The organism is Anaerotruncus sp. G3(2012) (assembly GCF_000403395.2).
Taxonomy (GTDB): domain Bacteria; phylum Bacillota; class Clostridia; order Oscillospirales; family Ruminococcaceae; genus Anaerotruncus.
Genome location: NZ_KE159657.1, coordinates 145,843 through 147,202 on the forward strand (window position 1 = coordinate 145,843; position 1,360 = coordinate 147,202).

Sequence of the window (1,360 nt, forward strand, 5' to 3'; positions counted from 1 at the left end):
ATTGTCGTCATCGGCGGTCTGACCTTCTCGACCCTGCTGACCCTCATCCTGATTCCGACCGTCTATCTTCTGTTTGACGGTGAGGACCGCCGGAGGAAGGGCGGCCAGGCAGGGAGACGCTCCCTCTTCCGCCGCAACCGGCGCGAGCAGCCGCAGACCAGCGAAGGGATGGCAATTCCCCCGGAATTCCGTTGAAAAGATATAGCTGCAAAATGCCCGCCGGATGAACGAGTCTGGCGGGCATTTTATCTTTTTAGACAAACAATAAGCTAAACTAGAACTCAAACAGAGAAGCTGCTTCTGGAAGTCCGTGGAGCATTCGCTTGATCCGGTCGCGGACATCGTAATTGCATTCGTGAGAGAACACCTCGTGGAACAGCCGCATATTTTTTTCCTGGAAAATCTCCTGCATCGTGTTCCTGAGAATCGACAGAACCTTTCGTTCGTCTGGAGTGAGGGCAGCTCGGTCGATCTCTTCATAGGTATAGTCCAGAACCAGATGAATATATTCCGGGACATACGCATAATCGACCAGCGTCACCCCCAATTGCAGATAATCGGCAACTGCATGGCTGGAAATTTTCTGACAGGTTTCGTCGATCTCCTGTTCCCTGCGCTGATGGATCAATCCTTTGCTTAAAATTTCTGCGCAGACCAGAAAGGTTTCATCAGCCAGCGCGGTTCTCTGCTGTTTGAACTCCATATCGGACTCTCTCCTTCATTCTGTTTCAAAATAAATTGGATTGCGCTTATAGAATCTTAACAGTGGCTTTCAAATTAAGGACTTGCCCATCTTCGTGAATGCGAAAATAAGCAGTAGCAGAAGAAAAAGAACCAATATTTATTTCTTCAGATATTGAAATTCCGATTCCACAAGTACCCATTCCACGTTCATGTGAAAGATGAGTTCCCGTAGTATTTGTATATTTTAACCAACATGTCACATTATCAAGTTTATCGATCCCAACATTAAGTATCGTGCATTTTACTAAACCGGGTTTTATCTCCGCTGCGGAGACTTTCACTAGGTGAGTACCGGCTCTTGCAGTTCCATCGATGGGATCTACTTCAATTACTGTGAAGTTATCTTCCGATATGTCTATAGGTGTGGCGGCTGAAGCAGGAAGCGAAATAGATAAAGTTAAGAGTAAGACTAAAATAAAGCTAGGTAGTGTTCACATAAGCACATCGACAATGAGAGCAAAAAAGACAAAAGCCAAAAAGATAATATCCAGTTTGTCATAGCGGGTAAAAATGCGACGAAATCGCTTGATACGGCGAAAAAGCCTCTCAACTTGGTTGCGCTGTTTGTACAGCTCTTTATCATAGTCCCAAGGATCTTTGCGATTGCTTTTTGGCG

General features: G+C 45.7%; 3 protein-coding genes. 1 reads left to right on the forward strand and 2 read right to left on the reverse strand.

All coding sequences use genetic code 11. The features are described from left to right. A partial coding sequence (locus C814_RS24045) for a hypothetical protein (protein WP_031219386.1) occupies positions 1-195 on the forward strand: 195 nt, incomplete at its 5' end. A 79-nt stretch (positions 196-274) separates the two neighbouring features. Here C814_RS24045 and C814_RS06685 read toward each other — a convergent pair. Beyond that, positions 275-703 (reverse strand): hypothetical protein, encoded by a 429-nt coding sequence (locus tag C814_RS06685; protein ID WP_016314863.1) that lies wholly within the window; start codon positions 701-703, stop codon positions 275-277. Between the two features lie 472 nt (positions 704-1,175). Beyond that, positions 1,176-1,360, reverse strand: a 185-nt coding sequence (locus C814_RS06690) for a transposase (protein ID WP_016314864.1), incomplete at its 5' end; no start/stop codon positions are given.

Coding starts and splice junctions, on each gene's coding strand:
- C814_RS06685 (WP_016314863.1), bottom strand. CDS start 703: ATGGAGTTCAAACAGCAGAGAACCGCGCTGGCTGATGAAACCTTTCTG.